Source organism: Novosphingobium sp. MBES04 (assembly GCF_000813185.1).
GTDB classification, from domain to species: domain Bacteria; phylum Pseudomonadota; class Alphaproteobacteria; order Sphingomonadales; family Sphingomonadaceae; genus Novosphingobium; species Novosphingobium decolorationis.
In genome coordinates, this window is sequence record NZ_DF850489.1 from 1176040 (window position 1) to 1189665 (window position 13626).

Genomic DNA, 13626 nt, shown 5'->3' on the forward strand with positions numbered 1-13626 from the left:
CGCATCTTGTTCACAAGCTTGCCCGCTCTGCGCCGTGTCGGATCCGCATGAGGGATGCGAAATTGGGCACATGACACACCGCCATGCGTGCACTAGAAATCTGGCGAGAGGGGGAGTGCCGCAGGTGAACAATTCAAGCCACATTGCGCCAGAGGTGGGCCCGGTGCCCGGCCAAACATATGCTTTCCGGGCGCCGCAATGAGCTTGTCCAGTGCCATCTTCGCCTCTCTGGGGCTGGTCCTCATCCTGTTTGCCGTTGCAGGAACCGTGGAGCGCATGGCGCGCCGTGGACGCCTCCAGCGCCGTGCCCGGCGCGGGGCCTACACCCTCGCGCTTGGCGTCTACTGCACCAGCTGGACCTTCTACGGATCGACCGGCACCGCGGTGCAATCGGGCTGGGCCTTCCTTCCCATCTATGCCGGACCGATCCTGCTGCTGCTGCTCGCACCGGGCTTTCTGCATCGCCTGGGACGCGCGGTGCTGCAGGAGCGCGCGACGACCGTCTCGGACTTCATTGCCGCACGCTTTGGCCATGACATCGTGGTTGCCCGGCTCGTCACGCTGATCGCGCTCCTCGGGAGCATTCCCTACCTCGCCTTGCAGCTTCGCTCCATCGGCAACGCGCTCTCCCTTGTGTCGGGATCCGCGATAGCTGTCCCGGTCATGGTTGCAGCCAGCGTCCTCCTGACCCTGTTCGCGCTCCTCTTTGGCGCACGACGCTTCGAACTGGCGGGCCGCAGCGAGGGCCTGCTCTTTGCAATCGGGCTGGATTCCGCGTTCAAGATCGTCGCGCTCGGTGTGGTGGCCGTTCTGGCGCTCATCCTGCTTGCAGGTGCAGAGCCCGCGCGCATTGCGACCGGGGCCGCGCAGATGCGCACCAATTTCGCCCCCGGAAACATCAGCCTAGATGTAATGACCGTTCTCCTCGTGTCGGTCTTCGCCATCGTGGCGCTGCCTCGTCAGTTCTACATGAGCTTTGTCGAGGCGCGCGCGGAGGACGACATGCTACGCGCGCGCCACGGCCTCGCCGCCTACCTAGCCGCCATGGCGCTGATGATTGTCCCCATCGCTCTGGCCGGTCATGCCCTGCTTCCGGAAGGGACATCGCCCGATCTCTACGTGCTGCGGCTGCCCGATTGGGTCGGATCCGAACTGGCTCTCGCCGCGGCACTCCTTGGCGGCGTGGGAGCGGCCGCCTCGATGGCGATCGTGGATACGACGGCGCTTGCGACCATGGTGTCGAACGACCTGCTCGCGCGAGCGGTCTTTGCCGCCCCCGGAGCCGAGACACGGCGTCAATCGGCCGGGGGTATCGGGCGGCGGATGCTGGCGCTGCGACGGCTCTCCATTGCAGCCATCATGGCGCTCGCGCTGGCGTTCGCCCTCCTCGTGAACCGCGACCAGTCGCTGGCCTCGATGGGCCTTGTTGCCTTTGCCGCCATGGCCCAGTTCACGCCGCACCTGATCCTTGCCACCAACGGCCGGGACCGCGATCCTCTCGCCGCGCGGGCGAGCCTGGCTGTCGGCCTTGTCGTATGGGCCTACACGCTGGCCCTGCCTCCGATCCTCCCCGCAAGCTGGATCCTGTTCCTGGAGAGCGGCCCGCTGGCGCCGGAACATCTCTTCGGCATCGCGGCAACGAGCGCCTTTGTCCACGGCGTACTCTGGAGCCTGGGGCTGAACCTGGCCGTCTATGCCCTCATCGCCGCGCGCAAGATGCCTGCACCGGCCCTGCCCAGCCTCTTTGCCCCCTCGCACCGGGTCACGAACCTGGGTGAGCTGGAGCAGTTCGTCGCCAGTTTCATCGGCGAGGAACGGGCGCTTCGGGAATTCCCTTCCGGTGAACACGGCCAACCTGTCGATCGCCGCACGGCCCACCGCGCGCAGGCTCTGATCGGCGAAGTGGTGGGGGCGGCCTCGGCTCGCACCCTGGTCGCCTCGGCTCTTGCCAGTGGACAGATGTCGATTGCCGATGTGACCCGATTGCTCGACGAGGGCGGGCAGTCGCTGCGCTTCTCGCGCCAGCTTCTGGCCGCGACCTTCGAGAACATCGATGCTGGGATCAGCGTGGTCGATGCCGAACTCAATCTCATCGCCTGGAACTCACGCTACGAAGAGATCCTGAAATACCCGGCCGGGCTGGTGCGCGCGGGCATGCCCATCGAGATCCTCATCCGCCACAACGCCGAGCGCGGCGATTTCGGTTCGGACGACGTGGAGGCGGCCATCGTGCGCCGGCTCGACCATCTGCGTGCGCGGCAGAGCCACAGCTTCGAGCGGCGGCGTGACGATGGACGCGTGGTCAAGACCGTGGGCGGTCCGATGCCGGGCGGCGGCTACGTCATGTCCTTCACCGACGTGACCGAGGAAGTGCGCGTACGCGACGAGTTGGAACGCACGCTCGCCGAACTTGAACACCGGGTCGAGGAACGCACCCATGAAGTGCGCGAGGCCAACCGCCTGCTGGCCCGCGCGACACAGGACAAGACGCGGTTCCTCGCCGCGGCCAGCCATGACCTTCTCCAGCCGCTCCACGCAGCCCGTCTGTTTACCGCGGCGCTAGGGCGCAAGGCACACGCCGATGTGGAGCCCCTCGTCGGGCGGGTCGACAGCGCCATCGTCGCCGCCGAGGAGCTCCTGCGCGCGCTGCTCGACATCTCGCGCATCGATGCGGGCGGCGTCATCCCGGACCCCGAACCCGTCGCGCTCAAGCCCTTTCTCACTGATCTTGCCGAAAGCTTCCGGCCCAGCGCGGAGACAAAAGGGCTCCGGCTCAAGATCGGATCGCTCTTCGGGCAGGTCGAGACCGACCCCGGCCTTCTGCGTTCGGTCATGCAGAACTTCCTCTCCAACGCCATCCGCTACACGCAGCGCGGCGGGGTCGTGCTGGGCGTGCGGACGCGCGGTGACTGGCTGCGCATCGACGTGGTCGATACCGGGGTCGGCTTTCCGCAAGAGGCCGCCGAGACGATCTTCGGCGAGTTCACGCGCCTCGGCACGGTCGAAGCCGAGGGCCTGGGGCTGGGCCTCGCCCTGGTCGAGCGGATCGTGCGCCTTCTGGGGGGGCGCATGGAAGTCTCGTCCAACGAGGGGCGCGGAAGCCGCTTCAGCCTGCTTCTCCCGATGGCGGAAACCGTGGCCTCTCCCATGCCCGAAACATCCTTGCCGCGCGAGATCACAGGCCCTGTTGCACGCCTGGCCGTGCTGGTGGTCGACAACGATACCCGGATCGTTGAGGCAACGGTCGCCCTGGTCGAGGAACTAGGCCACCGCGCCGTAGGCGTCACGGGCGTAAACCAGGCCCTGCCCTATGCAGGCGAGATCGACGCGGTCCTTGCCGACTATCGCCTGGACGGGGACGAAACCGGTATTGCTCTGATCGAGGCGCTGCGTGCCATTCGCCCGACCCTGCCCGCCGCCATCCTGACGGCCGAGCCGCAAGGGCCGGTTCGGGCTGCCGCTGAAGCGCTGGGCGTCCGGGTTCTCGCCAAGCCGGTGGAACCCGGCCTTATCGAAGGCTTCCTGGCCAGTGTCTCAATGGCTGAGGTGCAGGCCCAGTGAGCGCGCGACCAGTGCAGCCTGAGTGCGGTTGCTGACATCGAGCTTGCGCATGATCGCGGTCATGTGCGCTTTCACGGTCGCCTCGCTGACGCCCAGGCTATGCGCGATCTGCTTGTTGAGCTGGCCGTCGAGAACCGCGAGAAGTACCTTGAGCTGGGTCGGCGTGAGCCCGGCAACGCGCTCACGGATCGGGTCGAGATCGCTGGGCTCGGCCTGTTTGCGCGGAGCCGGGGCCGCTCCTGAGAGCGCCGCTGCAATCGCGGCTTCGATCTCGGAAAGGTCCGCGTCCTTATGAAGGAAGCCCTTGGCCCCGAAGGCGCGTGCCTCTTCGGCGGCGCTCGCGCCTTCTGCGCTGGACACGACAAGGATCGGGACATCCGGCCGCTCGGCATGGAGCAGCGCGATCCCTGAGAAGCCGACCGCGCCGGGCATCTTGAGGTCCAGCAGGATCAGGGCAAGATCAGGGTGAGCCGCAACAGCACTCGAGGCGGCCACCAGGGTGCCCGCCTCGAGGATCTGCGCATCGGGCGCGACCTGCCCCACCGCCAGGGCAAGGGCCTGGCGGAAAAGCGGATGATCATCGGCAATAAGGACGCTGCGAGTCATTCCCTGTGCCTAGCACCGGCCTTTGCGCCCTGCATCCCTCTTGTGGCAGAGCCTGTCAGGCCGTGGCCGGCTGCGGGCGGTTCTCGATCAGGTTGTCGACCACCGAGGGGTCTGCCAGCGTCGAGGTGTCGCCCAGGCTCGAAACATCATTCTCGCCGATCTTGCGCAGGATGCGGCGCATGATCTTACCGGAGCGGGTCTTGGGCAGGCCCGGCGCGAACTGGATCACATCGGGCGTTGCGATCGGGCCGATCTCGTGGCGCACCCACTTGATGAGCTCGCGGCGCAGGTCCTCGTCCGCTTCGACCCCGCTGTTCGTGGTCACGAAGGCGTAGATGCCCTGCCCCTTGATCTCGTGCGGCATGCCCACGACCGCAGCCTCGGCGACCTTGTGATGGGCAACAAGCGCGGACTCGATCTCGGCGGTCCCCATACGGTGGCCCGAGACGTTGATGACGTCGTCGATGCGGCCCGTGATCCAGTAATAGCCATCCTCGTCGCGGCGACAGCCGTCGCCGGTGAAGTAGAAGCCCTTGAAGGTGCTGAAATAGGTTTGGAAGAAGCGCTCGTGATCGCCCCAGACGGTGCGCATCTGCCCCGGCCAGCTGTCGGCGACGACAAGGCAGCCCTCGCCCGCCCCCGTCATTTCCTTGCCGTCGTTGTCGAGCAGCATGGGGCGCACACCGAACATCGGTTTGGAAGCCGAGCCCGGCTTGAGATCGGTTGCGCCGGGAAGCGGGGTGATCATCACGCCGCCCGTCTCGGTCTGCCACCAGGTGTCGACGATGGGACAGCGCCCCTCACCTACCACATTGTAGTACCAGGACCAGGCCTCGGGGTTGATCGGCTCGCCCACCGAGCCCAGCACCTTGAGGCTCTTGCGGCTGGTGGCCTTCACGTAGTCGTCGCCTTCGCGCATCAGCGCGCGCAGAGCGGTCGGCGCGCCGTAGAAGATCTCGACCTCGTACTTGTCGACGATCTGCCAGAAGCGGCTCGCGTCCGGGAAGCTGGGCACGCCCTCGAACATCACCGTGGTCGCGCCGTTCATCAGCGGCCCGTAGACAACGTAGGAGTGGCCCGTGACCCACCCGATGTCGGCCGCGCACCAGTAGATCTGCCCGGGACGGTAGTCGAAGACGTACTCGTGCGTCATCGAGGCCCAGACCGAGTAGCCACCGGTGGTGTGGAGCACGCCCTTGGGCTTGCCGGTCGATCCCGAGGTGTAGAGGATGAACAGTGGGTCTTCCGCGTTCATCTCCTCCGGCGCGCAGTCGACCGATTGCTCGGCAACGCTGGTCGTCCAATCGATGTCACGGCCCTCAACCATGGGCACGTCCGCGCCGGTGTGGGCGAGAACAACCACGGTCTCGACGCCGGGGCAGTCCTCCAGCGCTTCGTCGACATTGGCCTTGAGGGGGACGCGCTTGCCGCCACGCAGGCCCTGGTCGGCGGTGAGGACAATGGAGCTGTCGCAATCGGTGATGCGCCCTGCCAGCGCGTCGGGCGAGAAGCCGGCAAAGACAATGGAGTGGATCGCACCGATGCGCGCACAGGCAAGCATCGCCACGGCCGCTTCGGGCACCATCGGAAGGTAGATCGTGACTCGATCCCCCTTCGTGACGCCGCGCGCCTTCAGAAGGTTGGCAAAGCGGCACACGTCCTCGTGCAGCTGGCGGTAGGTGATGCGGCGTTCCGGGTCCTTGGGATCGTCCGGTTCCCACAGGATCGCGATCTGGTCGCCGCGTTCGGCAAGGTGCCGGTCAAGTGCATTGGCCGAGAGGTTGAGCGTACCATCGGGGAACCAGGAGATGCCGAAATCGGCCTCGTGGAAGCTCGTCTGCTTGACCACGCTGAAGGGCTTGATCCAGTCGATCCGCTGCGCCTCGTCACGCCAGAAGCCTTCCGGATCGTCGAGAGAGCGCTGGTACTTCTCCATGTAGGTGTCTTGGTTGATGAGCGCATTCTTTGCCCAGTCCTCAGGGACGGGATAAAGGGCCTCGACCATGGGTATCTCCTCTCCGGTATGTTGCGCGCCGGTTAATCCGGGTTTGAGTGTCCTCTAGCACATTCCACGTTCTCCACCGACATTAGACAATGGTCGTAGTACTGCGCCAAAGGTCGGGATGGTGCCCGTCTCTCTTCTTCCAGAACATAGCAGGGCCCGGGCACGTTCCCAAGAGAATGGACACGGCCGGGGCACTGGAGGAGAGGAGAAATGTCCATGAACAGGCGCTGGACCTGTGCCCTGCTCGCAGCGACGAGCCTGGCGGCCCCGCACGTGGCCCAGGCCGCGATCACCGAGCGCGAAGCGGCCCTGGAAGCCCGGCTCGAGCGGCTCGAGGCCGAGATGCAGCAATTGCGGGCGGACCTGGCCGCCGCGCGCGAGGACCAGGCCGAAGCCGACACCCGCACGCAGGAGGCGCTGGCAAGCGTTACCGCCCAGAATGCCGAAGTGGCGACCCGCGTCGCGGCCGCCGAAACCGCCCGCCCCAAGACCGAGAATGGCTTCACCGTCGGTGCCACCCGCTTCACGCTGGGCGGCTACGTTCGCGTCAACGCGATTGCCTCGCGCTGGAGCGAGGGCGATGTCGGCGTCGGCGCGCTGGGCAAGGAGTTCTACCTTCCCCAGCACATTCCGGTCGGCGATGCGCCTTCCAGCACCGACATGACCATGATGGCCCGCCAGACCCGCTTCTCGCTCGGCGCGGCGACGCCCGTCGGGGACAAGGAGATCAAGGGCTACCTGGAATTCGACTTCGCGCTCGCCACCGCACCTGCGGGCGCGCAGCGCGCGACAAACCCCTACACACCGACCTTGCGCCGCGCGTTCCTCCAATACGATCACTGGCTGATCGGGCAGGAATGGTCGACCTTCCAGAACACCGCGGTCCTGCCGGAGTCGACCGACTTTGCAGGGCCCATCGAGGGCACCGTGTTCAACCGCCAGACGCAGATCCGCTACACCACCCGGCTGAGCCCCGGACTGGAGCTGGCGGTTGCACTGGAGAACCCGCAGACCGAGATCCTGTCCAGCGCTTCACCGGGTTATCTCGATCTCGATGAGGACCGTCTGCCCGATCTGGTCGGACGGCTCAACTGGGCGAATTCGCTGGGCAGCTTCACCCTGGCAGGCATCGTGCGCGAACTGCGCTCGGAACTGGGAGGCGACAAGCACACCGCCGCAGGCTGGGGCATCTCGGGCTCGGGCAAGATCCCCTTCGGCCCCGACAACCGCCACGACCTGCGCTTCATGGCAACCTATGGCCAGGGCATCGGGCGCTATCTCGGGCTTGGCTTCGTAGGCGACGTGATGCAGCCCCAGGCAGGCGACGATCTGGCCGTCATCGACAACTTTGCCGCGCTGGCCGCACTCAAGCTGGGATGGGGGGGAACCCTGCGCTCGACGTTCATGGGCGGCTACCAGAGCGCCGACTACCCCAGTGGACTGCTGGTGCACGACATGGTCAACAAGCGGGCCTGGAGTGCGGCGGCCAACCTGTTCTGGACGCCGGTCGAGCATTTCGACGTCGGCGTCGAATACCGCCACGCCCTGCGCGAGACGGTTTCGGGTGCGGACGGCGCGCTCGACCGCATGGAGTTTGCCGCCAAGTACAGTTTCTAAGAGGGACAACACGCGGCTGCCCGGCCCGCCCTGACGCGGACCGGCGGCCATCACGGGAGAGTTTGCAATGGCCACGACATACGAAGAATACGATGGCTTGCCCAAGCACCACAAGGCCACGGGCAAGGAGAAGCTGGTCATCACCGCGTCCTCGCTGGGCACGGTGTTCGAGTGGTACGATTTCTATCTCTATGGGCTTCTCGCCAGTTTCATTTCCCGCACGTTCTTCTCGGGCGTGAACGAGACCACCGGCTTCATCCTCGCACTCGGCGCGTTCGCGGCCGGTTTCGCGGTCCGCCCCTTCGGCGCGCTCGTGTTCGGGCGCGTGGGTGACCTTGTCGGGCGCAAGTACACCTTCCTTGTCACGATGGGCCTGATGGGCGTCTCGACGTTCGCGGTCGGCCTCCTGCCCGGCTACGACACGCTGGGCATTGCCTCGCCGATCATCCTGGTCGCGCTGCGCGTGGTCCAGGGCCTGGCGCTGGGCGGTGAATATGGCGGCGCGGCGACCTACGTGGCCGAGCATGCGCCCTCCAACAAGCGGGGCCTCTACACCAGCTTCATCCAGATCACGGCCACCTTCGGCCTGTTCGCCGCGCTTCTCATCGTACTGGGCGTGCGCACCGGCATGGGCGAGGACACCTTCGCAGGCTGGGGCTGGCGCGTGCCGTTCCTGCTCTCGGCGATCCTCCTGGGCGTGTCGATGTGGATCCGCCTGCAGCTCAACGAGAGCCCCGTCTACCAGAAGATGAAGGAGGAAGGCACGACCTCGAAGGCCCCCATTACCGAAGCCTTCGGCCAGTGGGGCAATCTCAAGTTCGTGCTCATTGCCCTGTTCGGCGCGGTCGCGGGCCAGGCCGTCGTCTGGTACACGGGCCAGTTCTACGCGATGTTCTACCTTGAAAAGATCCTCAAGGTGGATGGCGCGACGACCAACTACCTGATTGCTATCGCGCTGGCGCTGGGCACCCCGCTCTTCGTCTTTTTCGGCTGGCTGTCGGACCGTATCGGGCGCAAGTACATCATCCTGGGCGGCTGCCTGCTCGGCGCGGTGAGCTACTTCCCCGCCTTCCACGCGCTGTCCGAAGCCGCTAACCCGGCTCTGGCCCGTGCGACCGCCTCGGCCCCTGTCGTGGTGACGGCGCACGAAGGCGAGTGCTCGTTCCAGTTCGATCCCATCGGCAAGAACAAGTTCGACGCCAGCAGCTGCGACATCGCCAAGGCATTTCTCGCCAAGAACGGTATCAACTACACCAATGCCAAGGCTCCCGCAGGCACCATCGCCTCGGTCTCGGTGGGAGGCACCTCGCTTGTCGCGCCCGATCCCGCCCGGATCCAGGGTGAGGCGCGCGCGGCCGCCATCACCGCCTACCAGGGCCAGGTTGACACCGCGCTTGCCAACGCAGGCTATCCGGCAGCGGCCAACCCGGACGAGATCGACACGGTCAAGGTCGTCGCGATCCTGTTCTACCTCGTGGTGCTCGTCACCATGGTTTACGGCCCGATTGCCGCGATGCTGGTCGAACTGTTCCCGACCAAGATCCGCTACACCTCGATGTCGCTTCCCTACCACCTGGGCAACGGCTGGTTCGGCGGCTTCCTGCCCACCACGGCCTTCGCGATGGTCGCTGCGACCGGCGATATCTACTACGGCCTGTGGTACCCTGTCGTTGTCGCGATCCTGACGGTCGTCATCGGTGTCATCTTCCTGCCCGAAACGTTCCGTCGCAATATCGACGACTGATTGATCACGAAGCCAGAGCGTGATCCACTTCTCGCCGCCCCCGCAACCTGATTTCAATCAAGGTGCGGGGGCGGCGCCACGCCTACAGATATCGGTACACCCTCTCCAAACGGAGTATTCCAGATGTCCACTATCACAGCCGTCACCCTCCCCACTCGCTCAGGGCTCGATCTCGATGTGCGGCCCGCAACCGAGGCCGATGCCGGGATCCTCTCGGAATTCTTCGACCGGGTGAGCGACGAGGACCGCCGCTTCCGCTTCTTTGCCGCGGCCGAGCACGTCAGCGAAGCGCAGCTTGCACCGATGGTCCACGCCGACCACTTCCGCACTGAATCCTGGCTGGGCTTCAACACCGCGACCGGCGAACTCATTGCCTCGGGCCTCCTCGCCTGTGACGGCCCGCTCGACACGGGCGAGATCGCGATCTCGGTGGCCAACGCCTACAAGGGCCAGGGCGTGGGCTGGGCCATGCTCGATTTCCTCGCCAAACAGGCCAAGGAGCGGGGGTGCCGCCGGGCCATCGCCATCGAGAGCCGCGACAACCATGCCGCCATCGAACTGGAACGTGAGAAGGGCTTTGTTCCCGAACCCTTCGATGGAGACCCTACCATGGTCGTACTGTCCAAGTCGTTTCGATAGGGGCACAACAAAAGCGGCCGACACCCCCTAGAAGAGGAGATCGGGGTGTCGGATGAGGAGGAGAGGACAACATGAGTGATGCCTATCGGCAGACCTGGGATCTGAGCATCAAGCATCCCGAGGCGTTCTGGAGCCAGGCCGCGCGCGCAATCGACTGGATCACGCCGCCCGACACCACCTACGATCCCGACCGGGGCTGGTTTGCCGGAGGCACGCTCAACACCGCCTGGAACGCGGTGGATCGCCATGTCGCCAACGGGCGCGGCGAGGATTGCGCCCTCATCTACGACAGCCCCGTTACCGACACCGTCGAGCGCTGGACCTATGCCGGGCTGCAGGACGAGGTCGGCCGCGTCGCGGCGATGCTCGAGGCCCGAGGCGTTGGACGGGGCGACCGTGTCGTCATCTACATGCCGATGATCCCGCAGACCGTGTTTGCGATGCTCGCCTGCGCACGCCTGGGCGCGATCCACTCGGTCGTCTTCGGGGGCTTTGCCGCGCACGAACTGGCCAAGCGCATCGACGATGCGACGCCGCGTGCGCTCCTTACCGCCTCGTGCGGGATCGAAGGCAGTCGCACCATCGCCTACAAGCCTCTCGTCGACGAGGCGCTTGCCAGCGCGCAGCACGAGGTCGAGAGCGTCCTCGTGTTCCAGCGCCCGCAGGTGGCCGCCGAACTGCGCGCCCCGCGCGACCACGATTGGGCGGCTCTGCGCGAAGAGACGGCGCATCTCCCTGTTCCACCCTGTGCGGAAATGGCGGCGAATGATCCGCTCTACATCCTCTACACGTCCGGCACGACCGGTACGCCCAAGGGAGTCGTGCGCGAAAATGGAGGCCACGCCGTCAACCTCGTCTGGTCGATGCCTGCGATCTACGACATAGGACCAGGCGATGTGTTCTGGGCAGCTTCGGACGTGGGCTGGGTCGTGGGCCACAGCTATATCGTCTACGCGCCGCTGCTGGCAGGCGCGACGACCGTCCTCTTCGAAGGCAAGCCGGTCGGGACGCCCGATGCAGGGACGTTCTGGCGCGTCATCCAGCGGCACAAGGTCAAGACCTTCTTCACCGCCCCGACCGCCATCCGCGCCATCCGCAAGGAAGACCCGGAAGCGAGTTTCCTCCAGGAAATCGGTACCAGCAACCTCAAGGTGATTTTCCTGGCAGGTGAACGCGCCGATCCCGAGACCATCTCCTGGGCCGAACAGCACACACGCCTGCCCGTGATCGACCACTGGTGGCAGACCGAACTGGGCGCACCTGCCATCGCCACCTGCTTCGGCCTTGGCGACACGCGCCGCAAGCGTGGCAGCGCGGGCTTTCCGGTGCCGGGCAACGCTTTTGCGATCCTCGGTGAGGACGGCCAGCCCGTTCCCGATGGCAAGAGCGGTGCCGTGGTCATGCGCGAGCCTCTGGCCCCGTGTGCCTTCCGCACGCTCTGGAACAACCCGGCAGGCTACGCGAAGAATTTCACGTCCTTCCCCGGCTTCTACGAAACCGGAGATGCCGGCCATTTCGACACGGACGGTTTCCTCCACATCATGGGCCGCACCGATGACATCATCAATGTCGCCGGGCACCGCCTTTCGACCGGACAGATGGAGCAGATCGTCGCCACCGTCGATGGCGTGGCCGAATGCGCGGTGATCGGCGCGGACGATGCGCTCAAGGGCCAGATCCCGATTGCCTTCGTGATCCCCCGCGCCGGGGCGAGCGATCTGGAAAGCCTGGCCCCTCGTGTCATTGCCGAGGTGCGCAGCGAACTGGGCGCCGTGGCCGCGCTCAAGACCGCCTTCGTCGTGCCCCAGCTGCCCAAGACCCGCTCGGGCAAGATCCTGCGCAATGTCCTGCGCAAGATCATGAACGGCGAGGACTTCCCCCCACCCCCGACCATCGAGGATCCGGGCGCGCTCGACGCGATCCGCGCGGTTGTCTATCCCAAGGCGGCGGCCTGAGAGCGCACGAGAACCCGAAACGAAGAAGGGCGGACCGCAAGGCCCGCCCTTTCTCGTATGTAGATCCCTTGGGGACCCGCCGATCAGATGTGGATCGCGCGGCCGAAGGCAGCGAGCACGGATTCGTGCATCGATTCCGAGATCGTGGGGTGCGGGAAGACCGTCTGCATCAGTTCGGCTTCGGTCGTCTCGAGCGTCTTGCCCACGACGTAGCCCTGGATCATCTCGGTGACTTCCGCGCCGACCATGTGCGCGCCCAGCAGTTCGCCGGTCTTCGCGTCGAACACCGTCTTCACGAAACCTTCCGGTTCGCCCAGCGCAATGGCCTTGCCGTTGCCGATGAAGGGGAACGTGCCCGCCTTGACGGTGTAGCCCGCTTCCTTGGCCTTGGCTTCGGTCATGCCGACCGAGGCCACCTGCGGGTGGCAATAGGTGCAGCCCGGGATGTTGTTGCGGTCAAGACCGTGCGGGTGCACGTCCTTGTTGCCCAGTTCCTGCGCGATGGCTTCGGCCGCCGTCACACCCTCGTGGCTGGCCTTGTGGGCGAGCCAGGGGCCGGGGGTGCAGTCCCCGATGGCCCACAGGCCCTTGACGCCGGTGCGGCCGTAGTCGTCGATCTGGATGAAGCCGCGCTCGAGCTTGGCGCCAACCTTTTCCAGCCCCACATTCTCGGTGTTGGGCACGATGCCCACGGCCGAGATCACGTGGCTGTAGGTTTCCTCGGTAACCTTGCCATCCTTGGCCTTGATCTTGACCTTGACGTCCTTGGCGCCCGCCTTGACGTCCTGCACGGCGGTTTCGGTCAGGATCTTCATGCCCTGCTTGGTCAGCGCCTTGTGCATGAAGGCCGAGACGTCCTTGTCTTCCACCGGCATGATCCGGTCGACCATCTCGACGATGGTGACGTCGACGCCCATGTCGTTGTAGAAGCTCGCGAACTCAACGCCGATCGCGCCCGAGCCCATGACCAGAAGCTTGGTCGGCATCTCGGTCGGGGTCATCGCGTGGCGGTAGGTCCACACGCGCTTGCCGTCGACGGGCGCATTGGGAAGTTCGCGCGCACGCGCGCCGGTCGCCACGATGATGTGCTTGGCCGAGATGGTTTCCTTGCCCTTCTCGCCCGCGACCTCGATCTTGCCGTCACCCACCAGCGTGCCGGTGCCCATGTGGACGGTGATCTTGTTCTTCTTCATCAGGTGCGTGACGCCCTGGTTCAGCTGCTTGGCCACGCCGCGCGAACGCTTGACCACAGCATCGAGATCGGCGCGGATATTGTCCGCGGCCAGGCCGTAGTTCTTGGCATGCTGCATCTGGTGGAACACCTCGGCCGAGCGCAGCAGCGCCTTGGTCGGGATGCAGCCCCAGTTGAGGCAGATGCCGCCGAGCAGCTCGCGCTCGACAATGGCGGTCTTCAGGCCAAGCTGCGCCGCACGGATGGCCGAAACGTAGCCGCCGGGGCCGGAGCCGAGGACGATGACGTCGTAGGTGTCTGCCACTGT

General features: G+C 65.7%; 8 protein-coding genes. 5 read left to right on the forward strand and 3 right to left on the reverse strand.

The features are described 5' to 3' along the window. Positions 1-198: 198 nt before the first annotated feature. Positions 199-3561 carry a hybrid sensor histidine kinase/response regulator gene (locus MBENS4_RS18990; protein WP_039393706.1) on the forward strand — a complete coding sequence of 1121 codons (3363 nt, stop codon included), beginning with the start codon at positions 199-201 and terminating at the stop codon, positions 3559-3561. On the opposite strand, the gene MBENS4_RS18995 is transcribed toward MBENS4_RS18990, so the two are convergent. Both MBENS4_RS18995 and acs read right to left on the reverse strand, forming a co-directional pair. After that, positions 3535-4167, reverse strand: coding sequence for a response regulator transcription factor (locus tag MBENS4_RS18995; RefSeq protein ID WP_039393707.1), 633 nt, complete (start codon positions 4165-4167; stop codon positions 3535-3537). The two genes, MBENS4_RS18990 and MBENS4_RS18995, sit on opposite strands and share 27 nt — an antisense overlap. A 55-nt stretch (positions 4168-4222) precedes the next feature. After that, positions 4223-6172: an acetate--CoA ligase gene (gene acs / locus MBENS4_RS19000; RefSeq protein WP_039393708.1), complete on the reverse strand. Its 1950-nt coding sequence runs from the start codon at positions 6170-6172 to the stop codon at positions 4223-4225. A gap of 210 nt (positions 6173-6382) precedes the next feature. On the opposite strand from acs, the gene MBENS4_RS19005 reads away from it, so the two are divergent. From MBENS4_RS19005 to MBENS4_RS19020, 4 genes are all read left to right on the forward strand, one after another. Beyond that, the gene (locus MBENS4_RS19005; RefSeq protein WP_242405018.1) at positions 6383-7789 is read left to right on the forward strand and encodes a DcaP family trimeric outer membrane transporter; all 1407 of its coding nucleotides are present in this window, start codon (positions 6383-6385) and stop codon (positions 7787-7789) included. A 67-nt stretch (positions 7790-7856) separates the two neighbouring features. Continuing rightward, complete coding sequence (locus MBENS4_RS19010; RefSeq protein ID WP_039393710.1) at positions 7857-9533, forward strand: MFS transporter; 1677 nt, start codon at positions 7857-7859, stop codon at positions 9531-9533. Positions 9534-9656: 123 nt separating this feature from the next. Continuing rightward, positions 9657-10172, forward strand: coding sequence for a GNAT family N-acetyltransferase (locus MBENS4_RS19015; RefSeq protein WP_039393712.1), 516 nt, complete (start codon positions 9657-9659; stop codon positions 10170-10172). A gap of 71 nt (positions 10173-10243) precedes the next feature. After that, positions 10244-12127, forward strand: coding sequence for an AMP-binding protein (locus tag MBENS4_RS19020; protein ID WP_039393714.1), 1884 nt, complete (start codon positions 10244-10246; stop codon positions 12125-12127). 83 nt (positions 12128-12210) lie between these two features. Here the strand turns inward: MBENS4_RS19020 and lpdA are convergent, their stop codons facing one another. Then, complete coding sequence (gene lpdA, locus MBENS4_RS19025) at positions 12211-13623, reverse strand: dihydrolipoyl dehydrogenase (protein ID WP_039393716.1); 1413 nt, start codon at positions 13621-13623, stop codon at positions 12211-12213. Between the last annotated feature and the right edge of the window lie 3 nt (positions 13624-13626).

Coding starts and splice junctions, on each gene's coding strand:
- MBENS4_RS18990 (WP_039393706.1), top strand. CDS start 199: ATGAGCTTGTCCAGTGCCATCTTCGCCTCTCTGGGGCTGGTCCTCATC.
- MBENS4_RS18995 (WP_039393707.1), bottom strand. CDS start 4,167: ATGACTCGCAGCGTCCTTATTGCCGATGATCATCCGCTTTTCCGCCAG.
- acs (WP_039393708.1), bottom strand. CDS start 6,172: ATGGTCGAGGCCCTTTATCCCGTCCCTGAGGACTGGGCAAAGAATGCG.
- MBENS4_RS19005 (WP_242405018.1), top strand. CDS start 6,383: ATGTCCATGAACAGGCGCTGGACCTGTGCCCTGCTCGCAGCGACGAGC.
- MBENS4_RS19010 (WP_039393710.1), top strand. CDS start 7,857: ATGGCCACGACATACGAAGAATACGATGGCTTGCCCAAGCACCACAAG.
- MBENS4_RS19015 (WP_039393712.1), top strand. CDS start 9,657: ATGTCCACTATCACAGCCGTCACCCTCCCCACTCGCTCAGGGCTCGAT.
- MBENS4_RS19020 (WP_039393714.1), top strand. CDS start 10,244: ATGAGTGATGCCTATCGGCAGACCTGGGATCTGAGCATCAAGCATCCC.